Source organism: Acidiphilium sp. PA (assembly GCF_026191915.1).
Classification (GTDB): Bacteria; Pseudomonadota; Alphaproteobacteria; order Acetobacterales; family Acetobacteraceae; genus Acidiphilium.
Genome location: NZ_JAIMBY010000013.1, coordinates 13038 through 36949, shown reverse-complemented (window position 1 = coordinate 36949; position 23912 = coordinate 13038). Strand labels below are relative to the sequence as shown.

The 23912-nt window shown below is 63.1% G+C and carries 24 protein-coding genes, 1 tRNA gene and 1 riboswitch; of the genes, 11 read left to right on the top strand and 14 right to left on the bottom strand.

Translation table 11 applies throughout. The annotated features are described in order from the left end of the window. The first annotated feature begins 22 nt into the window (after positions 1–22). From AruPA_RS14735 to AruPA_RS14720, 4 genes are all read left to right on the top strand, one after another. The gene (locus AruPA_RS14735) at positions 23–1273 is read left to right on the top strand and encodes a glutamate-5-semialdehyde dehydrogenase (protein ID WP_265637495.1); all 1251 of its coding nucleotides are present in this window, start codon (positions 23–25) and stop codon (positions 1271–1273) included. After that, complete coding sequence (locus AruPA_RS14730) at positions 1273–1890, top strand: nicotinate-nucleotide adenylyltransferase (protein ID WP_265637555.1); 618 nt, start codon at positions 1273–1275, stop codon at positions 1888–1890. Before AruPA_RS14735 ends, AruPA_RS14730 begins: the two co-directional genes overlap by 1 nt. Positions 1891–1976: 86 nt before the next feature. Beyond that, positions 1977–2432, top strand: coding sequence for a ribosome silencing factor (rsfS, locus tag AruPA_RS14725; protein WP_265637494.1), 456 nt, complete (start codon positions 1977–1979; stop codon positions 2430–2432). After that, entirely contained in the window at positions 2419–2901 is a 483-nt protein-coding gene (locus AruPA_RS14720) for a 23S rRNA (pseudouridine(1915)-N(3))-methyltransferase RlmH (protein WP_265637493.1), read from the top strand. Before rsfS ends, AruPA_RS14720 begins: the two co-directional genes overlap by 14 nt. 41 nt (positions 2902–2942) lie before the next feature. On the opposite strand, the gene AruPA_RS14715 is transcribed toward AruPA_RS14720, so the two are convergent. From AruPA_RS14715 to AruPA_RS14705, 3 genes are all read right to left on the bottom strand, one after another. Then, positions 2943–3602 (bottom strand): hypothetical protein, encoded by a 660-nt coding sequence (locus AruPA_RS14715; RefSeq protein ID WP_265637492.1) that lies wholly within the window; start codon positions 3600–3602, stop codon positions 2943–2945. 292 nt (positions 3603–3894) lie between these two features. Continuing rightward, positions 3895–5640, bottom strand: coding sequence for a glycosyltransferase 61 family protein (locus AruPA_RS14710; protein WP_265637491.1), 1746 nt, complete (start codon positions 5638–5640; stop codon positions 3895–3897). A gap of 49 nt (positions 5641–5689) precedes the next feature. Next, positions 5690–8098: a glycosyltransferase family 2 protein gene (locus AruPA_RS14705; protein WP_265637490.1), complete on the bottom strand. Its 2409-nt coding sequence runs from the start codon at positions 8096–8098 to the stop codon at positions 5690–5692. A 144-nt stretch (positions 8099–8242) separates the two neighbouring features. Between AruPA_RS14705 and AruPA_RS14700 the strand changes: the two genes are divergently transcribed. Then, on the top strand, positions 8243–8599 hold the full coding sequence (locus AruPA_RS14700; protein ID WP_265637489.1) for a hypothetical protein: 357 nt from the start codon (positions 8243–8245) through the stop codon (positions 8597–8599). On the opposite strand, the gene AruPA_RS14695 is transcribed toward AruPA_RS14700, so the two are convergent. Then, on the bottom strand, positions 8596–9330 hold the full coding sequence (locus AruPA_RS14695; RefSeq protein ID WP_265637488.1) for a hypothetical protein: 735 nt from the start codon (positions 9328–9330) through the stop codon (positions 8596–8598). The two genes, AruPA_RS14700 and AruPA_RS14695, sit on opposite strands and share 4 nt — an antisense overlap. Positions 9331–9692: 362 nt before the next feature. Here AruPA_RS14695 and AruPA_RS14690 point away from each other — a divergent pair. Beyond that, positions 9693–9767: transfer RNA gene (locus AruPA_RS14690), tRNA-Met, on the top strand. 60 nt (positions 9768–9827) lie between these two features. Here AruPA_RS14690 and metG read toward each other — a convergent pair. From metG to AruPA_RS14650, 8 genes are all read right to left on the bottom strand, one after another. Further along, on the bottom strand, positions 9828–11363 hold the full coding sequence (gene metG, locus AruPA_RS14685; protein ID WP_265637487.1) for a methionine--tRNA ligase: 1536 nt from the start codon (positions 11361–11363) through the stop codon (positions 9828–9830). After that, positions 11360–12328: a DNA polymerase III subunit delta' gene (locus AruPA_RS14680; protein WP_265637485.1), complete on the bottom strand. Its 969-nt coding sequence runs from the start codon at positions 12326–12328 to the stop codon at positions 11360–11362. The genes metG and AruPA_RS14680 overlap by 4 nt, the downstream gene beginning before the upstream one ends. Continuing rightward, positions 12325–12951 carry a dTMP kinase gene (gene tmk / locus AruPA_RS14675; protein ID WP_265637554.1) on the bottom strand — a complete coding sequence of 209 codons (627 nt, stop codon included), beginning with the start codon at positions 12949–12951 and terminating at the stop codon, positions 12325–12327. The genes AruPA_RS14680 and tmk overlap by 4 nt, the downstream gene beginning before the upstream one ends. 2 nt (positions 12952–12953) lie before the next feature. Continuing rightward, a complete protein-coding gene (locus AruPA_RS14670) occupies positions 12954–13847 on the bottom strand; it encodes a septal ring lytic transglycosylase RlpA family protein (protein WP_265637484.1) in 894 nt (297 codons plus the stop codon). Then, the gene (locus AruPA_RS14665; RefSeq protein WP_265637483.1) at positions 13844–14803 is read right to left on the bottom strand and encodes a lytic transglycosylase domain-containing protein; all 960 of its coding nucleotides are present in this window, start codon (positions 14801–14803) and stop codon (positions 13844–13846) included. Before AruPA_RS14665 ends, AruPA_RS14670 begins: the two co-directional genes overlap by 4 nt. Before the next feature lie 60 nt (positions 14804–14863). Beyond that, positions 14864–15535 carry a DsbA family oxidoreductase gene (locus tag AruPA_RS14660; RefSeq protein ID WP_265637553.1) on the bottom strand — a complete coding sequence of 224 codons (672 nt, stop codon included), beginning with the start codon at positions 15533–15535 and terminating at the stop codon, positions 14864–14866. A 167-nt stretch (positions 15536–15702) separates the two neighbouring features. Then, a complete protein-coding gene (locus AruPA_RS14655) occupies positions 15703–17604 on the bottom strand; it encodes a bifunctional diguanylate cyclase/phosphodiesterase (protein WP_265637482.1) in 1902 nt (633 codons plus the stop codon). Further along, entirely contained in the window at positions 17594–18217 is a 624-nt protein-coding gene (locus AruPA_RS14650; protein ID WP_265637481.1) for a heme NO-binding domain-containing protein, read from the bottom strand. Before AruPA_RS14650 ends, AruPA_RS14655 begins: the two co-directional genes overlap by 11 nt. Before the next feature lie 220 nt (positions 18218–18437). Continuing rightward, positions 18438–18542, top strand: a riboswitch (TPP riboswitch). A gap of 47 nt (positions 18543–18589) precedes the next feature. Between AruPA_RS14650 and thiC the strand changes: the two genes are divergently transcribed. From thiC to AruPA_RS14625, 5 genes are all read left to right on the top strand, one after another. Beyond that, on the top strand, positions 18590–20410 hold the full coding sequence (thiC, locus tag AruPA_RS14645) for a phosphomethylpyrimidine synthase ThiC (protein ID WP_265637480.1): 1821 nt from the start codon (positions 18590–18592) through the stop codon (positions 20408–20410). A gap of 4 nt (positions 20411–20414) precedes the next feature. Next, positions 20415–21536, top strand: coding sequence for a glycine oxidase ThiO (thiO, locus tag AruPA_RS14640; protein WP_265637479.1), 1122 nt, complete (start codon positions 20415–20417; stop codon positions 21534–21536). Continuing rightward, on the top strand, positions 21533–21739 hold the full coding sequence (gene thiS / locus AruPA_RS14635) for a sulfur carrier protein ThiS (protein ID WP_265637478.1): 207 nt from the start codon (positions 21533–21535) through the stop codon (positions 21737–21739). Before thiO ends, thiS begins: the two co-directional genes overlap by 4 nt. A 1-nt stretch (position 21740) precedes the next feature. Further along, positions 21741–22508: a thiazole synthase gene (locus AruPA_RS14630; protein WP_265637477.1), complete on the top strand. Its 768-nt coding sequence runs from the start codon at positions 21741–21743 to the stop codon at positions 22506–22508. 153 nt (positions 22509–22661) lie between these two features. Continuing rightward, on the top strand, positions 22662–23054 hold the full coding sequence (locus AruPA_RS14625) for a metalloregulator ArsR/SmtB family transcription factor (RefSeq protein WP_265637476.1): 393 nt from the start codon (positions 22662–22664) through the stop codon (positions 23052–23054). Here the strand turns inward: AruPA_RS14625 and AruPA_RS14620 are convergent. Continuing rightward, entirely contained in the window at positions 23003–23470 is a 468-nt protein-coding gene (locus AruPA_RS14620; RefSeq protein ID WP_265637475.1) for a DUF6691 family protein, read from the bottom strand. The genes AruPA_RS14625 and AruPA_RS14620 overlap by 52 nt on opposite strands. After that, positions 23470–23907 carry a YeeE/YedE family protein gene (locus AruPA_RS14615; RefSeq protein WP_265637474.1) on the bottom strand — a complete coding sequence of 146 codons (438 nt, stop codon included), beginning with the start codon at positions 23905–23907 and terminating at the stop codon, positions 23470–23472. The genes AruPA_RS14620 and AruPA_RS14615 overlap by 1 nt, the downstream gene beginning before the upstream one ends. Positions 23908–23912: the final 5 nt, after the last annotated feature.

Here is a 23912-nt window from a genome sequence, read left to right as displayed (position 1 = left end):
AGGGTCGGCGCAAATCTGGGCGATGGATATGCCGATCGATCCCATCGACCAATGGTTGCAGACCGAGGGTGCTGCCGCGCGGGCGGCGGGGCGGGTGCTGGCGATGGCGCCGGCGGCGCAGCGCGATGCGGCGTTACGCGCCGGGGCAGCCGCGCTGCGGCAATCGAGCGCGGCGATTCTGGCGGCGAATGCGCGGGATGTGGCGGCGCATACTGGCACGGCGGCGTTTCGTGACCGGTTGCTGCTGACGCCCGAACGGATCGAGGCGATGGCGGCGGGGTTGGAGACCGTGGCGGACCTGCCCGATCCGCTCGCGGGGGTTCTGGCGGAATGGACGCGGCCGAACGGGCTGGTGATCCGCCGGGTGGCGCAGCCGATCGGGGTGATCGGGATGATTTACGAGAGCCGGCCGAACGTGGGGGCCGATGCCGCCGCGATCTGTCTGAAATCGGGCAATGCGGTGATCCTGCGCGGCGGATCGGACAGCCAGCATTCGGCGCGGGCGATCGATCAGGCGATCAGCGCGGGATTGCGGGCGGCCGGGCTGCCGGGGGCGTGTGTGCAGATCGCGCCGACGGCTGATCGCGCCTTCGTGGCGGCGATGCTGCGGGCGACGGGGGTGATCGATCTGGTCATTCCGCGCGGGGGCAAATCGCTGGTCGAGCGTGTGCAGCGCGAGGCGCGGGTGCCGGTGCTGGCGCATGCGGAGGGGCTTAATCATACATATATCCACGCCGAGGCCGATTTCGCGATGGCGCGGGCGGTGCTGGCCAATGCCAAGATGCGGCGGACCGGGGTGTGCGGGGCAACCGAGACGCTGCTGATCGATGCGGCGATTGCGGATGCGCTGCTGCCGGTGCTGGTGGCGGATCTGGCAGCACTGGGCTGCGAATGCCGGGGGGATGCGCGGGCCCGGGCGATCGTGGCGATGGCGGCGGCGGATTTCGATACCGAGTGGCTCGATGCCGTGCTCTCGGTCGCGGTGGTGGATGGGCTGGAGGCGGCGCTTGCGCATATCGCGCGCCACGGATCGTCGCATACCGATGCGATCATTACAGAAAATGCCGAGGTGGCGCAGGCGTTTCTGGCGGGGATCGATAGTGCGGTGGGGTTGTGGAATGCCTCGACACAGTTTTGCGACGGGGGTGAATTCGGGTTCGGGGCGGAGATTGGCATTGCGACCGGGCGCATCCATGCGCGCGGGCCGGTGGGGCCGGCGCAATTGACGAGTTTTCGGTATCAGGTGATCGGGACCGGCCAGGTGCGGCCCTGATTGCTGAGCCTCTGCCACGGTTCGGCGACCGGCGGCGGTCGCGGATCGGGTTGCTGGGGGGGAGTTTCAACCCGGCGCATGCGGGGCATCTGCATGTGGCGCGGGCGGCGATGCGGGCGCTGGGGCTGGACCAGGTCTGGTTGCTGGTATCGCCGGGGAATCCTTTGAAACCGCAGGCCGGCATGGCGCCGATGGCGGTGCGGCTGGACTCGGCGCGGGCGATTGGGGATGGGCGGCGGGTGTTGGCGACATCGATCGAACATGTGCTGGGGACGCGCTATACCGCGGATACGCTGGCGGCGCTGCGGCGGCGGTTTCCCTGTGCGCGGTTTGTCTGGTTGATGGGGGCGGATAATCTGGCGCAGCTGCCCCGGTGGGACCGGTGGCGATCGATCGTGCGGGCGGTGCCGATTGCGGTGTTGCCGCGGCCGGGCGAGACGCGGGCGGCGCTGGCGGGCAAGGCCGCGCATGGGCTGCGGCATGCCCGGGGCGGTGCGCGGTTGCTGGCGATGCGGCGGCCACCAGCGTGGACATGGTTGCCAGTGCGTGAGAATCCGCTATCAGCCACTGCATTGCGTGCGTTACGGCGCAATCGTTCATCAGGAGACCGATCATAACCCGCCCGCCGACCCGTACGACCTCGTCCCCCGCCGCCCCGCGCAAGCCGGCGGCGAAGCGCAAGCCGCCTACACCGGTTGAAATCGTGCCGAAGGCGCCGGGATCGCCGCGCAAGAAGGCGGTGATTGCCGGGCCGAAGCCGCGCGTGCGGAAATCGGCCGAGAAATCGCCTGATCTGCTGGAGCGGATGCAGCGGGCGATCGTATCCAGCCTGGAAGACGACAAGGCCGAGGAGATCGTGGCGCTTGACCTGGCGGGGCGGGCGAGTTTTGCCGACCGGATGGTGATTGCGACGGGTCTGGCGGATCGCCAGATCGCGGCGATGGCGACGCATCTGATCGAGAAACTCGCGGAGCTTGGGGTGAAGCGGGTGCAGACCGAGGGGGCCGCGGGGTCGGACTGGGTGCTGGTGGATGCCGGGGATATTGTGGTGCATCTGTTCAAGGCGGAAGCGCGGGCGCTGTATGCGCTTGAAAAGATGTGGGGGCCTGACCTGGATGAACCCGAGCTGGATGAACCCGTGATCGATGAGGGCGGCTGAGTCCCGGCTGCGGGTGATTGCGGTCGGGCGGGAGAATTCCGGGCCGGAAGCCGACTTATTTGCGCGCTATGCCAAGCGGCTGAACCCGGTGCTCGGGCTGGTGGCGCTGGCGGACGGGGTGGGAAACGCGGCTGAGATCAAGCGGCGCGAATCGGCGTTGATATTGGGGAAAATCGGGGGTGGGGATTTGGTCGTCGCCCTCGATCAGGGGGGCGCGATGCCGGATAGTGCGGGACTCGCCGCGCTGTTTGCGGGGTGGCGGGAGTCCGGGCGGGCGGTTGCGTTTGTGATTGGCGGGGCCGAGGGGCTGGATGGGTCGGTGCTCGCGCGGGCGGAGGCGCGGTTGTCGCTGGGGCGGCTGACCCTGCCGCATATGCTGGCGCGGGTTTTGCTGGCGGAGCAGCTTTACCGGGCGCAGTGCATTCTGGCGGGGCATCCGTATCATCGGGCCGGGCGGCCGTCGTTTTAGTTGCGATATCGTAACGTTTCAGGCGTGGGTGGGCGCCGGGGTCAGGCGGTGATTTTTGCCGGTTTGAGCCAGGGCGGCCAGAAGCGGCTTGCGGGGCCGAAGGGGGTGGGGCGCGGCAGGATGCCGTCGGCATAGGGGCCGCGCGGGTAGGGTTCCGGCCGGCGCCTGGGTTTGGTGCGTTTGTGGGGGATTTCGGGCCTGGGGCGGGCGAGTTGTGGCGGGCGCTCGATGCCGAGGGCGTAGCAGAGCGGGCGGAGGATGCGGCCGAGGGCGGGTGTTGCGGCGATGAGCTGGTGCATGGCGGGGTCGGTGAGGAGGTGTTCGAGCTCGGCGCGCGCGACGGCGATGCCGGTGCCCCGGATGGGGAGGTTTTCGATCAGCCAGCCGTAGCCGCCGGGGGGACAATGTTCGAGCGGGCGGGAGATTTTCGGGACCCGGGTTGGTCTGGGGCGACTGGTGCGGATTTGCCGGGTGGGGGTTTGCCGGTTGGGGTTCGGGGTTGGGATGCGGGGTTGCCTGCGGGTGAACAGGCTGACGAAGCGGCGGGCGAGGCTGTCGATGCGCGACCACATCATGATCATCAGGGGGATGGCGACGCGGGCGCGGACGGATTCGTGGGCGGTGGATTCGATCAGCAGATCGAATATCGCGGCGAGGCGTTGGATGGGCGTGGGCTCGGGTAGGGGTTGATCCTCGGTCACGGGGGCAGAAGACCACAGCGGGCGGGGGGTGGGCAAGCGGTTTGTTTATGATTTGTTCGCCTGCACTGGATTGCGGGCGCGCGGACCGGTGGGGCCGCGCGCCGGTTGGAATGCGGGTTATGGCTGCTCGGCGCTGGCGAGGGTTGGTGCGGGTTGGGGGAAATTGGGCAGAGGCTCGCCGTAGACTTCGACCTGATCGCACATCATGCTCGCATGGGTTAGCCGCTAAAAGCATCAGCAACTTCGGTTCGACATTATGCCTGTCTCGGGCGCATTAAATCGGACGGGATGATCATTTCTTCTTTAACAATACGGTCCCATAATGGAAGGCAACAAACTCCAGTTTTGGCATAATAGCCCCGTACCTTACGTCCACCTCGCTCTCCGGAACACACCCACGCACCACATAATTAGATAGTTTTTCGAGGAAATTTACCGTCGAAAAGTCTCGTCCTTGTCTATAATGTTCGTAGCCGACAATTTCCGGAAAACAAACCTGTAGATCTTCGATTATATAAAATCCTCCACTTTTTACTGATTCAAATAAACTTGTAAACGAGTTCATTTGGTGTTCCCATATATGGGAGCCATCGTCTACAATTAGGTCAAATGGGCCATGCTCTTCGGCTACAGCCTCCAAATCAGCAGATCTGCTTTGATCTGCCATTATTACTTTAAGACGACCTTTTGAATACTTTAAAGTCTCAGGATTTATATCGAGCCCTACGATGGTTGCATTCGTGAAATAAGTCCCCCACATCTGGAGAGACTGACCGTTTAACACGCCAATCTCTAAAACCTTATCGGCGGATACCCTTATCTCTCGGACAAACCTATCATAAAATTTTAAATACCCATGTGCTTTGGACGATTTGTCCGTACCGGTTAGTTTGCCTATTTCATCGAGAGACAATTCGTGCACACTTTCCGGCTGAGGCTGGTGTCCCGTTGGGCTGCCGCGTAGCTGTAACTGTGGAATGTTGCGGTAACTTGAGACATATTGCGTGCCCGTCAGCCAAAACTGGAAATCGTCTATTGCTCGCAAAAACTCTTCTGCAAGCTTTTTAGGATTTTCAATATGGAAATTATTCCCAAAATTCGCATCGGTTCCTGAATTCGGAGAATCATTATCCGGGCATACATGGAAACCGACGTTTTCATTCGCTCTGTCGAACAATAGTTGATTCGACCAAATTGTATCGTGATAATTTAGGCAAAGATAATTACGGCGTGGAACAAAAATTGACGTATGAAAGGCAGACCCCGTCAGTCCCGTTATTACAGACCTTGTTCGGAAAATTTTTATTTGTTCCTCCAAGCTCAACAACTCAGGTGATATTACTTCTACGCCCGCGTTGGACAGCACATTCGCAAATTCGTCCTCATTTACGAAATGAGAGATACCCGATTTAATATTGATCTTAGTCAAGTAAATAGGACGGTCAGAAACGATGGTATTTTCGTCAGCCGGGGCAATTATATTTCCGAGTGAATTAAAAAACGTTGCAAATTCTTTATAAACGTAGCTCAGTTCCTCAAACGCCGGCTCCGGGACAATAATCTTTGAGATTAGGGTCGGCTCATCAAACTTGATAAAGTCTACTTCGGCAAGCCCCATTGCATTCAAGATATTTCTCATATAATCAATCTTGAAAAACTCTGAAGCCATTTCCGTGCCATGATAAATTATCTTTATTTTCCGAGATTCATTTTTTTGGTAAGCCCATAGCCTACATAAGCTGTCGACTAAAAAATGTCCGTAATGTTTTGCAAATTGTCCCATATAAAATGCTGGTTCAGACCAAATGTTTTTGGCTCTTTTAGGGTCGAACCAAGTAGAAAATGGAGAGCCTATACTGTGGGGTTCTGGCCCTCGAAATCGTGCGGCTTCTAATATAAGTTTGCCTTTTACGTCATATAATCCGGCGGCTCGCCCCTGGGAGTTATCTGCTCCGTGTGTGGGCATGTATAGTGCATTATGCTCGACTGCTATTCTTGGCTGAGTTTCAAACAGATTAACCCGACCATGAAAAGACATACAATTTCGCATTTTTTTTCCTTGTTATGGACGACGATATTTTATCTTGTTATATTGGACTTGACCGCAAGTCGCCCGGTATGTACGCCCCCGTCGGATAAACGACATTGACAAAATGATCCAAAATTGGCGTCCAAGACCGCAACGAATTTATGCGGTCCTTGGTAAGAATAACTCGTTTACCTTTACCTAGAAATGCAGACCAAGTACCAAATGTGCTGGGAGGACCCACCACGTAATCGCATTTCGCGAGCGCCGAAAAGTCATCTTCCAGGGAAGCCGGGACGTAGCAAACGGGTAAACCGTCGAAAACAAGCTCGTCCATTTTAATGTCAGAGCACACATAAAAACGGTGTGGCACGTCTGACAACTCCTCATGGATTGCTGACATAACGCGTAAATAATCTTCGATTTCGAAGTAAAATTTGCCGTTTATCCAATCCCGATAATCCCGACCGCGCCGCATGTGAATGCCAATGGACATAACGCCATGCTCTGAATCCATTAGTCGCCTTCGGTCTTCGGCTGCGTCTACATGCTTAATTGAAAGCAGATCGCGTAGTGAGCGCCCCACTTCGGCCAATTCACGCATATCAGGGTATTGATACCAATACGCTCCTCGCATCACGATGCCGTTGCCACGATTACAGAAATCTCTCAAATCCGTCTCATACAAAGAGAGATTTTTGAATTCGGGCGCGTAGGTTAAAAAAACGATTTCGCCGCTAATATCATCCCGTTTCCCAATTTCGTTTATGTTCAAGCTGTAAACCCGGCGATACAAGGTGTCGACGTCGTCATGGAGGATCAAATTGACATAATCGCTTACAATTTTAAATTTCTTAAAATCAAATTCTGGTCGTGGTGAATAACTCTGACTTTCGTCTGGTTTGGCCTCGATGATTCTATTGATACTATTTAGTTGCAGATATCCTATGGGGATACCATTTCGTTTTGAGAACGCAAAAAGGTTTGCATACGATGACAGGCAATTGCCAAGCAATGCGGGCTCCCAACCAATCACGAACCCTGACGGATATAGTGGGTTGGGGAGCGTTCTGGTCCGTGATTGCTTTTCTGTTCGCCGTTCGCTGTTGAGGGTGCGGGCGCTTTCGATCGGTCGCGCATGCGGTGGTTGTATGGGTGTAAAGCATTCCCAGGCATGGCAGTGCATCACATGTGCATTCACGGTACCTGATTCGAGTGGTGATGCCGTTGGTCGTGCTGACAGAAACGCGCCATTATTAAGCTTCAACGCTATTTCGCCATGTCGTTCGCCGGGTGTGATTTCCACGCACCGGCTAGTCGGTTGTGGGATGATCTGACCAGATAGCGGGTCGAGTAGTTCAAGCTGACCATTATGATAGGTCACCAAGTCGCTTTGAGGCGTACAGCGCCATAAGATGAGTTGTTGATCGGCGAGATTGTCAGGGGGGCGATGCGATATGGTTTCGATCTGAGGGTTCCATGTGAGCACAGTGCCGAAAGCGGTCAGGAGTGCCCAGGTGCCGGGGCGGTGGCATGGGTCTGGCGCTTGGAGCACGTGTTCTTCGCCATCTTCCTGCATAATCGCAGGGTTTGTCTGTTCGGCCGGCGTTGCGTGATCAGCGGCGTCAGGTGGTGGAGTGCTGCGCTCCGCCTGCAGCGACGCGGGCGGACTGAGGGGTGGCAGGCTGAGGCGTGCAAGGATTTCGCGGACTTGCGGGGCGTGGCGGGCGGCGGTGTCGTCAAATATTTCATTGCGGTCGTAGATTTCGAATTCGGACGCCTCGCGCGTGGTATCGTGGTAGCCGCGACGCATTTTTTCGGCCCAGTGATCGCGCGAGCGGGTGAAGTAGTGGTGCAGTTTGCCCAAGGTGTAATCGGGTTCATTGATCAGCAGGCCATCCTGGCTGAAATTGAGGGGCGTGCCGGCGAGGCTGTGATAGTTGCCGGCGATTTTGAAGCTGTGGGCGTTTTCGCAACGCAGCATACGATCGGGCCGGACAATGGATTTGATATGGCGGTTGGGTCCGAAGGCGGGTTCGGAGCGGTAGACGAAATCTTCGATCAGGAGGCCGGTTGGCCGCTCGTTGTGGCGGGACGAACCGAACATGGCCCAGGGGATGCCGATGGCTGCGATATCGGCCCAGAGGTTCAGGATGGCGCGGAGGTCGAACGGTGGGTCGATCACCAGATATTCGTCGGTGTCGAAGAAGGCCATCCAGTTGAATTCGGTGCCGAAGGTTTGGACGGCGTGTTCGTAGGCGCGAAGTTGATAGTCGGGGTTGGTGCTGTGCCAGTCGAGCACGCGGATGTCGTGCAAGGGGGCGAAGGCGCGCGCGCGATCCGGGGTGGCGTCGGTCGATTGATTGTCGAGCAGGATGACGGTGTCGAAGCCGATGGCGAATTGGTAGGCGATCCATTCCGCGATGTGGCGTTCTTCGTTCTTGACGATGGCGACGCAGGCGAGTTTCATTCGTTATATCCACGTATCCAAGGTCAGGGGTTCCGGATGGCTTGTCAGCGAGTTGTCGACACCGGTAATGCGGGTTTAGCCCATGGGTGGCGGGCGCGGCAATTGGTTTTGAGACGGTTTATTAAGTGATTTCAGTTTTGGGTTGTGGAGGTAGATCGCGGCCGGGTTGTGATTGGTTCGAAAGTTCTTTGGTTCTTTCTTTCAAGAAAGAACGGCTTGCTTCCCCTGCCCTGCTCTGCCCTCGTCCGATCGGCCATCAATAGCGCCATGGTAAAACTCGATTGGTTACCGGCATCGCCGGATTGGATGGATCGGCTGCGGGCGGCGGAGGCTGGTGCGGACGTGGATTGCCATATAATGAATGAAGCCGACCGGTTTTCCTCCGAAGTTTTTATCCAATCCCGTAATGAAATGAAAGTTCTTCGGTATTGTTTCCATATTTTCCAAGGGATTCGCTTTCGTCGCTCAAGTCTGGTTCTCGTAACCCGTACGCAAATTTAGAACTGAAAATTACCTAAAAAAAAGTCACTTTCATCGGGCTTGTTTGGTGTGTCATACTCGCCTGGAAATATTTCCTGGCTTGGGATCATAGTATAATTTATTTTTGACGCATATGTCAGCTCGATTACCTCCGGAACTGGGATACCATTTACAATATAGAAGTTCCCCCAATTGTTACCGTGTACGTGGATTGGGGCGTGCGTCTGGGTCAGGAAACGGAAGGTTTTTTCGATTTTTTTAGCTTGGTCAGGATCAGAGAGGCGATTGAGATTGTGAAACTCCAAACAAATCTGGTCGAATAGCTCAATCGAGCTCCGTTGGAGGTTTAACAAAACGTCCCATTCGGCATCTTCGATGTCGATTTTCAGGATGGGCCGCTGATAGGCGCTGATGTTGTGATCGGCGATGATCTGATCGAGGTCATGAAGCGTTTCGGATGTCTGGCCGCGCGGCGCCAGGCCAATTTGGAAGAATTTGAAGCGGTCGTGCTTCGTTGGAGGACCGCTTACGGTGTGGTCATACTGAAAGACGTCATAACCGCGATCGGCCAATGCGGCGTCGAAACTCACGTCACCACCAATGCCGATGGAGAGGCAACACGACGAGTCGACGAAGTTATCGAGCAGGACATAGCCACCGTCGCCGCCGTTGCCGAGGCGGGTTTTTTTATATCCGGCGGCTGAAACCGGTGAGATGAGGGACAAAATTCGGCGGGTGATGGTGCTGGTCATACCGATGGTCCGTGCTCACGGTGGATTTGACGGGACTGGTCCGTTCTGTGTTTCGGCAGTTGCGGTGATGCCGCTATCGCGGATTGGGATTTGGTATTTTTCCGCACGTGGGCCTCGACCGTTTGATGCTGTAGCCATGCTGTAGCCCATGGTTGGGGGGCGCGGCAATTGGTTTTGAGACGGTTTGTTAAGAGATTTCAGTTTTGGGTTGTGGACGGGCGGATCGCGGCGGGGTTGTGGTGGGTTCAAAAGTTCTTTGGTTCTTTCTTTCAAGAACGAACGGCTTGCTTCCCCTGCCCTGCCTTTCCGGATGGGGCTGATTGACAGGTTTGGCGGTGGGCGCTACCTCGGCGCCACCGGTTGGCGGCGTAGCTCAGCGGTAGAGCAGGAGAATCATAATCTCTTGGTCGGTGGTTCAAATCCGCCCGCCGCTACCAGGTTTTCAGTCAGATTTCGGGGGTTGGGACCGCGTGGCGATTAGGCCGCGCGGGGGTTTTTCATGCGTCCGGTTCGACGAAGCGGGGGAACAGGCCGGTGGGGGTTGGCAGCGGGGCGGCTTCGGGGAGTTGGGTATCGAGGGCGGCGAAGCTGCGGGCGCTGGGCGGGACGGCGAGTTGGTCGAGCAGTTTCGCCATGGTTTCGGGCATGAAGGGCTGGAGCAGGATGGCGGCGATGCGGAGGGTTTCGCAGAGGGTGCGGAGCACGTGGGCCATGCGGGTGGGGTTGGTTTTGCGGAGTGCCCAGGGTTGTTCGTGGTCGATGTAGGCGTTGCCGGCGCGGATGAGTTTCCAGATTTCCTCGAGGGCTTCCTGGTAGGCGAGGCGTTCCATCGCGGCGCGGACGCGGGTGGGGAGGGTTTCGGCGAGGGTGGTGAGCGCGTGGTCGGCTTCGGTAGCGGGGCCGGCGGCGGGGATGGCGGCGCCGGCGTTTTTCGCGATGAAGCTGAGGGTGCGCTGGGCGAGGTTGCCGAGGCCGTTGGCGAGTTCGGTGTTCAGGCGGGTGATGATGGCGGCGCGTGAGACATCGCCATCGTTACCGAAGGGGATTTCGCGGAGGAGGAAGAAGCGGATGGCATCGACGCCGAATTCGGTGACGAGGGGTTGGATTTCGAGGGCGTTGCCGAGGGATTTGGACATTTTTTCGCCATTGGTGACCCACCAGCCGTGGCCGAACACGCGTCTGGGCAGGGGCAGGTTGGCGGCCATGAGCATCGCGGGCCAGTAGATGGCGTGAAAGCGGGTGATTTCCTTGCCGACGAGGTGGATGTCGGCGGGCCAGAACGCCATGTCGGGCGCGGCGGGGTCGGGGTAGCCGAGGGCGGTGAGGTAGTTGGTGAGGGCGTCGATCCACACATACATGACGTGGCCGGGGGCGTTTGGGACCGGCACGCCCCAGGTGAAGCTGGTGCGGCTGATCGAGATATCGCGCAGGCCGGAGCGGACGAAGCTGAGCACTTCGTTGCGGCTGGAGGCGGGCTGGATGAATTCGGGGTGGGCTTCGTAGAGGGCGAGCAGGCGGTCCTGAAAGGCGCTGAGTTTGAAGAAATAGGAGGGTTCGCGGACCCATTCGACCGGGGCGCCGTAGGGGGAGCGTTTGGTGCCGTCGGGCGCGGTGGTGAGTTCGTCCTCGCCGTAGAAGGCTTCGTCGCGGGTGGCGTACCAGCCTTCGTAATGGCCGAGGTGGATGGCGCCGGCGGCTTCGAGCGCCTGCCACATGGCCGCGCAGGCGGCTTTGTGGCGGGGTTCGGTGGTGCGGATGAAATCGGTGTTGGAGAGGTTGACCGCGGCGGCCATGGCGCGGAAGGCGGCGCTGTTGCGGTCGGCGAGCTGCTGGGGGGTGATGCCGGCGTCGTTCGCGGTTTTTTCGATTTTCTGGCCGTGTTCGTCGGTGCCGGTGAGGAAAAACACGTCGTAGCCATCGAGGCGTTTGAAGCGGGCCATGACATCGGCCGCGATCGAGGAATAGGCGTGGCCGATGTGGGGCGTGCCGTTGACGTAATAGATCGGGGTGGTGATGTAGAAACGCTTGGTCATGATGGCCTTAGCTGGTGCAGGATGGTGATGATGGCGGCGCGCGGGTCGAGGTTCAGGCCTTCGACTTCGGCTTGGATGCGGCCAAACTCCTGCCAGAGGCTGACCTGGTGATCAAGCGCCCGTGAAGGTTGGGCGCGGGCGCGGGCGCGGGTGGCGGCGGCGAGGCCGGTGCGCAGCAGATCGGTGAAGGTGGCGAAACCGTCTTCGAGGCGGGCGACGGCATCGGCGATGGCGGCGGCGCGGCTGGGGGTGATGGCGGTGGTGAGGGCTTCATCGACCAGGCCGGCCAGGGCCAGGCCATCGGATGCGGCGAGGGCGATGGCGCGGCCGATCGAGCCTTCGGCGAGGGTGGCGAGGCGGGCGGCGCGGTCGGGCGGGAGGTCGGGCTGGGCGGTGGCGAGCAGGGTCTGGATGGTGGCGGGGTCGAGGGGCGCGACATCGAGCAGGCGGCAGCGGCTGCGGATGGTGGGGAGCAGGCGGCCGGGGGCGTGGCAGACCAGGAGCCAGATGGCGCGCGGCGGCGGTTCTTCGAGGAGTTTGAGCAAAGCGTTGGCGGCATTGCGGTTGAGGGCTTCCGCGCCATCGACGATGACGACGCGCCAGCCGCCCTCCCCCGGTGTGAGGCGAAGGAATTTGCCGGCCTGGGCGACGGTTTCGACCACGATTTCGCCCTGCATGCGCTTTTTTTTCTCATCATAGCGGCGCTCGATGACGAGGAGATCGGCGTGGGAGGCGACGGCGACGCGGCGGAAGGCGGGGTCGGTGGGCGGGAGCGACAGGTCCGGCGTGGTGGCGCCGGCGAGCAGCCAGCGGGCGAAGCGGTAGGCGAGCGTCGCCTTGCCGATGCCGGGCGGCCCTGCGATCAGCCAGGCGTGGTGCAGGCGCGGGCCGGATGCGGCGTGGTGGAGTTCGGCGATCGCGCGGTCCTGGCCGAGCAGGGCGGGGTTGGCGCGCGGGGCGATCATGGCGCGAGGCGTTGGGCGATGGTGGCGGCGATGGTGGCGGCGATGGCATCGATCGGGCCGGACGCATCGATCAACGCGCAGCGGGCGGGGTCGGCGGCGGCGATGGCGCGAAAGCCGGCGGCGACGCGGGCGCCGAACTGCGCATCGAAACGCTCGTAGCGGTCGGGCGTGGCGGTGCGGGCGGCGAGGCGGGCGGCGGCGATGGCGGGCGGGGTTTCGAGGATCAGGGTGAGATCGGGGGTCAGGCCGATCATGCCGGTGAGGGTTGCGATGATCGCGCCGTCGATGCCGAGGCCGTAGCCCTGATAGGCCATGGTGGAATCGGTGAAACGGTCGCACAGGACGATATCGCCGCGGGCGAGGGCGGGGCGGATCAGCGTGGCGACGTGGTCGGCCCGGGCGGCGAAGACCAGCAGCGTGTCGGCGAGCGGGGCGAGGCTGGTGGCGGGATCGAGCATGACGGCGCGGATGGCTTCGGCGCCTTGTGTGCCGCCGGGCTCGCGGGTGAGGACGACATTGTGGCCGGCGGCGCGCAGGGTGGCGGCGAGGCGGGCGATCTGGGTGGATTTGCCGACGGCTTCACCGCCCTCGACGGTGATGAAGCTGCCGGGCCTGATCCGCATGGTCAATGCACGGTGATTTCAGGGTCGGGGACGCCGCGGGCGAGAACCTGGTGCAACGCGGCGTCGGCGCTGGCGACGCTGTGGTAGGGGCCGAGTTCGACGGCGTAGAGCGTGCGGCCTTCGCGCGATTGCGGCACGACGCTGCCGGGCAGGCCTGCGAGGCGATCGAGGGTTTGCTGCGCATCGCTGCCGGTGCCGAAGCCGGCGATTTCGACATAGAGCGGGCCGGGATCGGGCGGCACGGTGTGGACGACGCCCGATGGGGAGGCGGTCGCGGCAGCGGTGCGGGTCAGGCGGGCGACGGGCGTATGCGCGGCCGGGGTGATCGGGCCTGCGCTGCCGGCGGCGCCGGGGGGTGGCGGCAGGGCGGCGGACTGGACGCCGGCGACCGGTGCGGCGGTGAGATGCGGACCGGCGCCGAGTGCGGCCTGCAGCGCGGCGGAGCGGCCGGCGAGCAGGGTGACGCGCACTTCGACCACGCCGGTCGGGGGAAATGCGAGCAGGGATGCAACCTTGCGGCTGACGGCCAGGATGCGGCCGGCGGTGGCGGGGCCGCGATCGTTGACGCGGACGGTCAGGGTTCGGCCGTTGACCAGATTGGTGACGCGGACCAGCGAGGGCAGCGGCAGGATCGGGCTTTGGGCCATCAATCCTTCGGGGTCGTAGGCTTCGCCATCGGCCGTTGCGGCGTCGTGACCGGGCGGGATGACGGTGGCGAGGCCGGTACGGTCATAGGTATCGACCGCGCGCGGGTAGTGCCATTCGCCATCGGCCTGATAGGGGTTGCCGATCAGGTAATGCGCGCCGGTCGGCGGCGGGCCGGTGCGGATGCGTTTGTGGACGCAGCCGGTCAGGGCGAGCGCGGCCAGCAGCGGGAGACAGGCGGCGCGGTTCATGCCGCGATCGATCGCCCGAGTTCGCCGACCGCGAGGGCGTAGAGATCCGACGGATTATAGCGGCGGATCGACTCGAAATTGGCATAGGCCAGATAGGCGGCGCCGGTCGGGCCATCGGGCAGGAGCAGCGAGGCTTCGGTGGCGGGCGCCAGCCGGGCGGCATCGGCCAGGCGGTGCACGCCGAGCGCCTGCCAGCGGGCGAGTGGCAGGCGGTGCTGGCGTCCGGCCAGCGCCGCATCGAAGCCGGGCGGGATCAGCACCGGTTCGCTCGACGGCAGGCCCGGCACCCAGCGCGCCTTGCGGAGGTAATTGGCGATCGAGGCCATGGTATCGGGCACGTTGGTCCAGATATTCGGGGTACCGCGCCCGGTGAAATTGACCGCGGTGGTGAGATAGACGCTGGGCATGAATTGCGGCTGGCCCATCGCGCCGGCCCAGGAGCCGATCAGCCGGGGCAGCGGCGCATCGCCGCGGGCGGCGATTTTCATCGCGGCGATCGCCTCGTTGCCGAAATAGGGGCTCTGGCGGAACCAGGCGAGGGTGGCGAGCGAGTCGATGACCTGAAAATTGCCCTGGATCGCGCCGAAATCGGTCTCGATGCCCCAGATGCCCATGATGGGATCGGCGGCGACGCCGAAGCGGGTGCGGATCGCGTCAAGGACCGGGCTGAGTTGCCGGCGTTTCGCCTGACCGTCACGGATGCGCGCTGCGGTGACGACCCGGGCGCTGTATTGCGCCCAGGTGAGGGTGAATTCGGGTTGATGATTGTCGAGATGGATGACGCGCTGGTTGGGCGTGAGGCCGCCCAGCGCCTGGTCGATGATGCTGTGCGGCACGCCTTGCTGGCGCGCGCGAGCGCCCAGGCCGGATAGGAATGCGGTGAAATCAGCGGCTTGCGCCGAGGGTGCGAGGGCAAGGGCGAGCGGGGCGGTGGCGAGCAGGGTGCGGCGTTTCATGGCGGTGTTGTGCCACGCGGGCGGCGGCGGCGAAAGATGGGCGGGCGAGGCGGCGCGGGGCTATGCGAGGCCGAACGGCGTTGCGTCACAATTTGCCAGTTCGATCAGACGTTCCAGCACATCGGGTTCCTGGGCGCCGGCGATCGCCGCCGAACCATCGACCACGAAACAGGGAACGCCGTTGATGCCGAGCCGGTGGGCGTAGAGATTGTCGGCATGGACCAGGTCGGCCGCCTGATCCGACAGCAGAAAGGACCGCGCCGCTTCGGCATCGAGCCCGGTTTCGGCCGCGATGTCGACCAGAGCCTCGGTCTGTCCAATGTCGACACCGTCGTGGAAATAGGCGTGGAAAATCGCGAGAACGAGGGTTTCGGCCGCGCCGGCCGGCTCGGCGAAACGAACCAGGCGGTGGGCATCGATGCTGCTCGGCGTGCGGCGGATGCGCGCGAAATCGACGTGCAGCCCTTCACTGGCGGCGATGTCGGTGATGGCGGCGTAGAACCGGCGGGCGCGTTCTTCATCGCCGAATTTGCGGGCGGCGTAATCGGTGCGGCTGATGCCGCCGCGCGGCATATCGGGATTGAGCAGAAACGGTCGCCAGATCGGGTGGATGGCAAGGTCGCGTCGGCGCAAGCGCGTGCGCGCAAAGCGATGGACGCCGAGATAGCACCAGGGGCAGACGAAATCGAACACGATTTCGACCGGAATGCGGACGGGGCGGGGCAGCACCATATTCACGCCGACGAGTCTTACTCCATCCGTCAGGCCTGGCAAAGCGGCTTTCTGCGCACTCCGCCGGGGGATGGCTTCGGTGCGGAATGCGCCGTCGGGCGCGGGTTCCGGGGCGCGGCATGGCGCGTCAGGCTTGCTGTTATCCGGCTCCCCTGCCCTGCCCCGGATCAGGCAAGGTGTTGTCGTGAGGCGGCGACGCCGCGGGTCGCGCCCCGCGCCGTGGTGATCGCTGTGAACTGATCGATCGGCGCCGGGCGGCCGAGCAGATAGCCTTGCATTTCATCGGCGCCGCAGCGGCGCAAGATGGCGGCCTGCAATTCGGTTTCCACACCTTCGACCACGACGGGCAGATGCAGGCCGCGGCCAAGGCCGAGGATCGCGTTGATGATCGCCATGGATTCCGAACCTTCGCACAGGTCGAGGACGAAACTGCGGTCAACCTTGAGCTTGTCGAACGGGAAGGCCCGGAGCGTGGCGAGCGACGAGTAGCCGGTGCCGAAATCGTCCATCGCGATTCGGACACCGAGCGCCTTGATGGCGCGCAGCGTGGCGAGCGCGCGTTCGGGATGACGGATCAGAAGTGATTCCGTGACCTCGATTTCGAGACGTTCGGGTGCAAGGCCGGTCGATTCGAGGATTTCGGCGACGGTTTCGGCAAGGTTGCCCTGCTGGACCTGGATCGGCGAGACGTTCACAGCGATTTTCAACGGATTTTGCCAACGTGCGGCTTCGGTACAGGCGGTGCGCAGGACCCATGCGCCCAACGGCCCCATGATTCCAATGGATTCCGCGATGCCGATGAAGATATCCGGCGGGACCGATCCGTGCACCGGACTGTTCCAGCGCAGCAGGGCTTCGAAACCCATGAACTGGTCGAGCCGGGCACACAGCATGGGTTGATAGACCAGCGAGAACTCGCCGCGCTGCAACGCGAGCCGCAGGTCGTGTTCGAGCTTGCGGCGATCCTGATATTCGCGCTCCATCATGGGGTCGTAGGCGGCGAAATTGTTGCGGCCTTCGTTTTTGATCCAGTAGAGCGCGCGATCGGCGCGGGCGAGCAGGTCGTCCGCGGTTTTGGCATCGGCCGGATAGTAGGCGACGCCGATCGAGGTCGAGAGGGCAATTTCGGCCTGTCCCTTGAGCATCATGGTGCCCATGACGTCGTCGAGCAGACGCCGTGCGAGGCTTTGCGCCGCCTCGGGTTGCTGGCCAAACGCCTGAACCACGACGAATTCATCTCCGCCGATGCGGGCGACGAGATCGGTTTCGCGGACATGACAGGCAAGCCGCCGGGCCATTTCACGCAACACATCGTCGCCGGCGGCATGGCCGTAGAGATCGTTGACGGATTTGAAGCCGTCGAGGTCGAAACACAGAACAGCGACCGATTCGCGGCGGCGGGACGCCTCGGCCAGGATTTGTTCGAGTTGTTCGTTGAGATGGGCGCGGTTGGCCAGACCGGTCAGTGGATCATGGCGCGCGAGATGGCGAATGCGCTCGAAGGCGGATTTCCGTTCGGTGATTTCCTGGCAGATGCCGCGCACCGCGAAGACGGCGCCGCGATCATCGAACTCGGGCTGCATATCCGTCCAGAACCAACGATCCGCGCCGGCCGCATCGTTGACGCGGGATTCAACCGTGGCTTCCTGCCCGGTTTCGATCACCGAATGGAAGGCCGCCTCGAATTCGGCACGATCGGCTGGCGCGAGCAATTCCGTCAGGGTCGCGAATGCGGGAACGACGGTGCGTTTTGCATCGCCGACCAGACTGTGCATTTCATCCGACCAGGTCGTGTACCGTCCTTCGATGATCACCCGCCAACTGCCGATGCGGGCAATGCGGTGGATTTTACGCAGTTCCTGGATGGCCTCGTTCGAGGTGCGGACGGCACGGCGCGCGACATCGAGCGACAAATTCGCCGCAAGCACGAATTTCTGAACCAGCGGATGGGCGCTGTCGGTGGTGACGCGACTGGCGCCGTTCTCGACGGCGAGTGTGCAGAATTGGCGGCAGATGTCTTCGATGTCTGAAGTTTTGACCGTCGGGACGGTGGCTTGATCAATCACCATGGCAGAGGATGACCTCCGGCTGGTCGTTTCTATCGCTCAGGTGCGCCGCCGGCGGACCCGGATGCGGCGGAGCGACTGCGACATCAAAGACGCAGAACGGGCCTTCGAGATCCCCCGCGAGGATGGTGACATCGATGCTCTGCCCGAAGTGGGATGCGACCGCGCGCATGAAGCTTGCGTAGAACGAAGCGAAGCTCGCCTGGGACTGGTAGGTGATACGCAGACGCTCGCCGTGCTGGCGGACCGAGACGACTTCGGACGCGCCTTGCAGGCCGGAGCCGCGGGCGGTGCCGGCGAGGCTGTTATAGACAATGGGCAGGCGCATCAGGAACGATGCGGTGTCCTCGGCGCCGGTAAACAGGCCGCCGAGGTTTTCCGCGAGCCAGGCGAGGAAGAAATGGCCGAGACGGTCGTACAGGTCGGGCAGCGACAGGCCGGTGCGTGCGGCCATGGCGGTGATGACGGTGCGGCAGACATCGTCATCGTAGGTCTGGGCGATGCCGAATTCGAAATCAGGCGGCAGGTCGCAGGCCGCCAGGATCGTTCGCCGCACCTCGGCACCGCAATGCGCCGTCGTGAAACGATCGACCAGGAACGGGATGAGTCCAATCATATGCGGCCCAATCGTGGTTCGGGGCACCGAAATGCCGTTTCTGGGTATCCAGCAAGCACAATTTTGACGCTTGGCATTTTTCATTCTGCCGGTGAAAAATGAACAGATGATAAACGGATCGCGAAGGATTGCCGATGAGACCGGGGCCATCCCTACTGCGGCGCCGCACGCCGCCCGCACGATCGTGGGTTGACACGGCCGGTCGATCAAACCAGTCTATCCGAATTCCGAGGGGTGCGCAGTCGCGCTGAGAGCCGGGTTTGTCCGGCAACTCTTTGAACCTGATCCGGGTTGCGCCGGCGGAGGGACGGGATTTGCCTTTGCTGCACCGATCGCCGCTGCGTCACCCCTCATTTTGTTGAGGAACGCGCCATGAACGTCCAGACCAAGCCAGCCATCGTGACCACGGGCCCGATTTCGGGGTCGCGCAAGGTGTTCTCGTCGCCCGAAGGCCGGCCGGATATCGCCGTGCCGTTCCGCGAGGTGGATCTGCACCCGACCGCGAACGAGCCGCCGTTCCGGCTCTATGACACGTCAGGACCGTTCACCGATCCACATTTCGCGCTCGATCTGGACGCGGGATTGCCGCAGGTGCGCGCGGCCTGGCTGGCGGCGCGCGGGTTCGAGACCGTGGCGCCCCGCGCCGTCAAGCCCGAGGATAACGGCTTCGCACCGGCCGATCGGCTGGTGCCGCCCTGCCCGGCCGAGCGCGCGGTGCTGGCCGGGCGCGATGGCACGCTGGTGACGCAATACGAGTTCGCGCGCGCCGGGGTGATCACCGAGGAAATGATCTACGTGGCGCACCGCGAGAATCTCGGCCGCGCCAAGGCGGCGGAGGGTGCGGCGCAGCGGCGGGCCGATGGCGAGGATTTCGGCGCCTCGATCCCCGAATTCATCACACCCGAATTCGTGCGGGCCGAGATTGCCGCCGGGCGCGCGATCATTCCGGCCAATATCAATCACCCGGAACTGGAACCCGTGATCATCGGGCGGAATTTCCTGGTCAAGATCAATGCCAATATCGGCAATTCGGCGGTCACGTCCGGCGCGGCGGATGAGGTGGAGAAGCTGGTCTGGGCGATCCGCTGGGGCGGCGATACGGTCATGGACCTGTCGACCGGGCGCAATATCCATAACATCCGCTCCTGGATCATGCGCAACGCGCCGGTGCCGATCGGCACGGTGCCGTTGTATCAGGCGCTCGAGAAGGTCGGCGGCGACCCTGACAAGCTGAGCTGGGAGGTGTTCCGCGACACGCTGATCGAGCAGGCGGAACAGGGGGTCGATTATTTCACGATCCATGCCGGGGTGCGGCTGGCCTATGTGCCGCTGACCGCGAAGCGGGTGACCGGCATCGTCTCGCGCGGCGGCTCGATCATGGCGCGGTGGTGCCTCGCGCATCACCAGGAGAGTTTTCTCTACACGCATTTCGATGAGATCTGCGACATCATGCGCAAGTACGATGTGTCGTTCTCGCTGGGCGACGGGTTGCGGCCGGGGTCGATTGCGGATGCCAACGATGCCGCACAATTCGCCGAACTCGACACACTGGGCGAATTGACGAAGCGCGCCTGGGCGAAGGGCTGCCAGGTGATGATCGAAGGGCCGGGTCACGTGCCGATGCACAAGATCAAGGAGAACATGGAGCGCCAGCTCAAGGTCTGCCACGAGGCGCCGTTCTACACGCTCGGGCCGCTGACCACCGACATCGCGCCGGGTTACGATCATATCACCTCGGCGATCGGGGCGGCGATGATCGGCTGGTTCGGCACCGCGATGCTCTGCTACGTCACGCCCAAGGAGCATCTCGGCCTGCCGAACCGTGATGATGTGAAGGTCGGTGTGATGACATACCGGCTGGCCGCGCATGCGGCGGATCTGGCCAAGGGGCATCCTTCGGCAAAACTGCGCGATGATGCGGTGAGCCGGGCGCGGTTCGAGTTCCGCTGGCAGGATCAGTTCAATCTCGGGCTCGATCCCGATACCGCCAAACAATATCACGATGAGACGCTGCCGAAGGACGCGCATAAAGTGGCGCATTTCTGCTCGATGTGCGGGCCGAAATTCTGCTCGATGAAAATCTCGCACGATATTCGCGAGGACAGCGAACGGATGGCCGGGCTCGAACAGAAATCGGCCGAGTTCCGCGAGGCGGGCAGCAAGATCTACATCGATGAGGCCGCGGCGGACTGAGGCGATGCGGGTCGCGATCATCGGCGGCGGCGTGATGGGGCTTGCCCTGGGCTGGCGGCTGGCGCAGCGCGGGGTTTCGGTCGCGTTGTTCGAGCGCGATACCGTGGGCCGGGGTGCGAGCCATGCCGCCGCAGGCATGCTGGCGGCGGGGTGCGAGGCGGAGCCCGGCGAGGCGGTGCTGGGCGTGCTCAACCGTGCGTCGCTCGCGCTGTGGCCGGATTTCGCAGCCGAGGTCGAGGCGGCATCCGGGTGTGCGGTCGGGTTGCGGCGCGAGGGCACCATGCTGGTCGCGCTCAACCGCGACGATGCCGCGCGGCTGCGGCACGACATGGCGTTCCAGCACAGCCAGGGCATCGATCTGACCTGGCTGACGCCGGGCGAGGCGCGCGAGCGCGAGCCCTATCTGGCGCCGCAACTCGCCGGCGCGGTGTTTTCGCCGGACGATATCCAGGTCGATAACCGGGCGCTGGTGGCCGCACTGGCCGAGGCGTTTCGCCGCGCGGGCGGCGCGCTGCATGAACGGGCGGCGGTGGCGCGGGTCGAGGCGGCGCAGGGCCGGGCCTCGGGTGTGGTGGTCGGCGAGACGGTGCATCCGGCGGATGTGGTGGTGCTGGCCGCCGGGGCGTGGTCGGGCGGTGTCGGGCTGCCGATCGCGCGGCCGCCGATCCGCCCGGTGAAGGGGCAGATGCTGGCGGTGCAGATGAACCCGGCCGATCCGCTGGTGCGCCATGTGATCTGGGCGCCCAAGGCTTATCTGGTGCCGCGGGCGGATGGGCGGCTGGTGGTGGGCGCGACGGTCGAGGAGCGCGGATTCGATGACCGCATGACCGCCGGCGGGCTGTATTCGTTGCTCGATGGCGCGTGGCGGGCGGTGCCGGGGATCGAGGAATTGCCGGTGATCGAGACCTGGGTTGGGTTTCGGCCGGGATCGCGCGACGATGCGCCGGTGCTGGGGCCGAGCGCCCTGCCCGGCCTGATGTTCTGCACCGGGCATCATCGCAACGGGATTCTGCTGACGCCGGTGACGGCGGCGGCAATGGCGGCAACGGTGATTGACGGCGTCGTCGACCCGCGCATCGCCGCGTTCGGCGCGGCGCGGTTCGATCGGCTGAGGAGTGCGGCATGAGTGCGGATGATATTCGGGTGAACGGCGCGTTCGAGCCGCTCGCGCCCACCGTCGCGGCGTTGCTGGCGGCGAAGGGGTTGCACGAGACCAAGGGCCTGGCGGTGGCGCTGAACGAAACACTGGTCCCGAAATCGGCCTGGGGCCGCACGGCGCTGCGCGCGGGCGATCAGGTCGAGATCGTGCGGGCCGTGGGTGGCGGCTGACATGGCGGGGCTGGAGATTGCCGGCGTCGCGCTTGGCTCGCGTCTGTTCATGGGAACCGCCGGGTACCCCAATCAGCTCACCCTGCTCGATGCCCTGGAGGCGGCCGCCCCTTCGCTGGTGACCGTGGCGATCCGGCGGATCAGCCTCGATGCCTATGGCGGGTCGTTGCTCGATGAATTGGGCGGGCGGTTCCGGCTGCTGCCGAACACGGCCGGGTGCGCGACGGTGCGCGACGCGGTGCTGACGGCGGAACTGGCGCGCGAGGCGCTGGAGACCAACTGGATCAAGCTCGAAATCATCGGCGATCGCGAGACGTTGTATCCCGATGCCGAGTTTCTGCTCCAGGGAACCGCGGCCTTGGTCAATTCCGGGTTCGTCGTGCTGCCCTATTGCACCGATGATCCGGTGCTGTGCCGCAAGCTCGCCGATGTCGGCGCCGCGGCGGTGATGCCGCTGGGCTCGCCGATCGGCTCGGGCCTCGGGATCGCAAATCCCTATAATATCGAGCGCATCTGCGCGCAGAGCACCGTGCCGGTGGTGCTCGATGCCGGGATCGGCACGGCGTCCGACGCGGCGCAGGCGATGGAATTGGGGTGCGATGCCGTGCTTCTGAACACCGCGATCGCGCGCGCGCACGATCCGGTGCGGATGGCCGGCGCGATGGCGGCGGCGGTGCGGGCCGGGTTCGATGCGCGCGGCGCCGGGCGCATCCCACGCAAGTTCCACGCCGAGGCATCCAGCCCGGAACTCGGATTGATCGGCGCTTAACGCGGGTTCACCCCAGACGAGACCGGGCAATGAGCCGCGCGTGATAGACGCGGCCAATCGGCCGTTTTGTTTTCTTGCCCAAGCCTTGCCAAATCATCTTGAATCAGATCATAGTCACTGACTATTTCGCGATCGGAAATGTGGGGAAAGCCGATGGGTCAAGCAGCCCTACCCAATGATTTGAACACGGCGCGGACCAGTCATGCCGTTCAGGGTGACCGTATCGAACTCGATGCCATGACCAGCAGCGCAACGATTGCGGCGCAGTTTCTGCGCTGCATCGCCAATCCGCATCGGTTGATGGTGTTGTGCCATCTGACGCATGGCGAGGCTTCGGTCGGGCAGCTGGAGCGGGAACTCGGGATACGGCAGGCGCATCTGTCCCAGCAACTGGCACGGTTGCGCCAGGATGGGCTGGTGACGACGCGGCGGGATTCCCGGACGATTTATTACGCATTGGGCAGTGATGCCGCCCGCGACGTGGTCGGGCTGATCTACCGGCTGTTCTGCACGAGCGAGTCCGACCGCGCCGCCGCCGCCGATTGAGCGCGGCGGCCGCCGGGCAGGCGAACGATCCATAATCCGGCCATCATCGCGATGACGAACGGGGCCACCCGCAGCGGATGGATCGCGAGCGCGACCAGCGCCGGCCCGGGGCAGAGCCCGACCAGACCCCAGCCGATGCCAAACAATCCCGCGCCGATGACCAGCCGCGCGGTGATGCCGCCATAGGGCAGAGCCGGAAAACGTGTGCCGAACCACGGGTGGCGATTCCGGCGCGCCATAGCGAAAGCAAGGCTCGCCACCACCACGCCCCCTGCCATCACGAACGCCAGGCTCGGGTCCCAATGGGCGGTGAAATCGAGGAAATTCAGAACCTTGGCCGGGTCCGCCATGCGGGAGACGAGCAGTCCGGCGCCGAACATCAAACCGGTCAGGAAAGCAACGATCGTGCGGCGCATCAGAGGCTTCCGATCGAGCGGGTCAGAAAGACCACGGCGCATGCGGTGAGCATGAAGCAGGCGGTCGCCACCATCGAGCGCGGCGACCGGCGCGAGAGGCCGCAGATGCCATGGCCGGAGGTGCAGCCGCCGCCGAGCGCGGTGCCGACCCCGACCAGCAACCCCGCACCGAGCAGCAAGGGCAGCGGGGCCTCAAGATCGATCGCGGGCGCCAGGCCGAGGCCGCGCGCCCCTATGCCGGCGGCCAGAACGCCGGCGATGAAGGCGAGGCGCCAATCGCGATCGATCCGTTCGACCACGCCGCCGACGATGCCGCTGACCCCGGCGATGCGCCCGATGCCGAGCCAAAGCAGACCGGCGGCAGCGCCGATCATCAACCCGCCGGCGAGCGACAGCAGGGGCGTAAAGGCGGTGGGCGGCGGGGATGGCAGCAGCATGGGGC

Excerpts from the sequence above, each read along its gene's own strand:
- AruPA_RS14735 (WP_265637495.1), top strand. The coding sequence starts at position 23 with ATGGATATGCCGATCGATCCCATCGACCAATGGTTGCAGACCGAGGGT.
- AruPA_RS14720 (WP_265637493.1), top strand. The coding sequence starts at position 2,419 with ATGAGGGCGGCTGAGTCCCGGCTGCGGGTGATTGCGGTCGGGCGGGAG.
- AruPA_RS14710 (WP_265637491.1), bottom strand. The coding sequence starts at position 5,640 with ATGTCTTTTCATGGTCGGGTTAATCTGTTTGAAACTCAGCCAAGAATA.
- AruPA_RS14705 (WP_265637490.1), bottom strand. The coding sequence starts at position 8,098 with ATGAAACTCGCCTGCGTCGCCATCGTCAAGAACGAAGAACGCCACATC.
- AruPA_RS14695 (WP_265637488.1), bottom strand. The coding sequence starts at position 9,330 with ATGACCAGCACCATCACCCGCCGAATTTTGTCCCTCATCTCACCGGTT.
- metG (WP_265637487.1), bottom strand. The coding sequence starts at position 11,363 with ATGACCAAGCGTTTCTACATCACCACCCCGATCTATTACGTCAACGGC.
- AruPA_RS14680 (WP_265637485.1), bottom strand. The coding sequence starts at position 12,328 with ATGATCGCCCCGCGCGCCAACCCCGCCCTGCTCGGCCAGGACCGCGCG.
- tmk (WP_265637554.1), bottom strand. The coding sequence starts at position 12,951 with ATGCGGATCAGGCCCGGCAGCTTCATCACCGTCGAGGGCGGTGAAGCC.
- AruPA_RS14670 (WP_265637484.1), bottom strand. The coding sequence starts at position 13,847 with ATGAACCGCGCCGCCTGTCTCCCGCTGCTGGCCGCGCTCGCCCTGACC.
- AruPA_RS14665 (WP_265637483.1), bottom strand. The coding sequence starts at position 14,803 with ATGAAACGCCGCACCCTGCTCGCCACCGCCCCGCTCGCCCTTGCCCTC.
- AruPA_RS14660 (WP_265637553.1), bottom strand. The coding sequence starts at position 15,535 with ATGGTGCTGCCCCGCCCCGTCCGCATTCCGGTCGAAATCGTGTTCGAT.
- AruPA_RS14655 (WP_265637482.1), bottom strand. The coding sequence starts at position 17,604 with ATGGTGATTGATCAAGCCACCGTCCCGACGGTCAAAACTTCAGACATC.
- AruPA_RS14650 (WP_265637481.1), bottom strand. The coding sequence starts at position 18,217 with ATGATTGGACTCATCCCGTTCCTGGTCGATCGTTTCACGACGGCGCAT.
- thiC (WP_265637480.1), top strand. The coding sequence starts at position 18,590 with ATGAACGTCCAGACCAAGCCAGCCATCGTGACCACGGGCCCGATTTCG.
- thiO (WP_265637479.1), top strand. The coding sequence starts at position 20,415 with ATGCGGGTCGCGATCATCGGCGGCGGCGTGATGGGGCTTGCCCTGGGC.
- thiS (WP_265637478.1), top strand. The coding sequence starts at position 21,533 with ATGAGTGCGGATGATATTCGGGTGAACGGCGCGTTCGAGCCGCTCGCG.
- AruPA_RS14630 (WP_265637477.1), top strand. The coding sequence starts at position 21,741 with ATGGCGGGGCTGGAGATTGCCGGCGTCGCGCTTGGCTCGCGTCTGTTC.
- AruPA_RS14625 (WP_265637476.1), top strand. The coding sequence starts at position 22,662 with ATGGGTCAAGCAGCCCTACCCAATGATTTGAACACGGCGCGGACCAGT.
- AruPA_RS14620 (WP_265637475.1), bottom strand. The coding sequence starts at position 23,470 with ATGCGCCGCACGATCGTTGCTTTCCTGACCGGTTTGATGTTCGGCGCC.
- AruPA_RS14615 (WP_265637474.1), bottom strand. The coding sequence starts at position 23,907 with ATGCTGCTGCCATCCCCGCCGCCCACCGCCTTTACGCCCCTGCTGTCG.